Raw genomic sequence first — 207 nt, 5'->3', positions numbered from 1 at the left:
ACTTATTCAATATATCTAATCTATTTGGGTTTGTCAACTACTTTTTCCATCTTTTTGGAAAAAATTTTTCACTTTGTCTACAATCCTTGTGAGATAAGGGTTACAGTCGTTAGAATTTTCTGGATTTTTGCTTGATCAAGCATCGCCGCAATACCCCGTCTCTGATCAGGGTGGTGAATTTGACATACTCACCGACCTGAAGGTGCA

Source organism: Dolichospermum circinale AWQC310F (genome assembly GCF_000426925.1).
Classification (GTDB): domain Bacteria; phylum Cyanobacteriota; class Cyanobacteriia; order Cyanobacteriales; family Nostocaceae; genus Dolichospermum; species Dolichospermum circinale.
The sequence above is the reverse complement of the archived record's forward strand: the minus strand, read 5'-3'. Positions refer to the sequence as shown.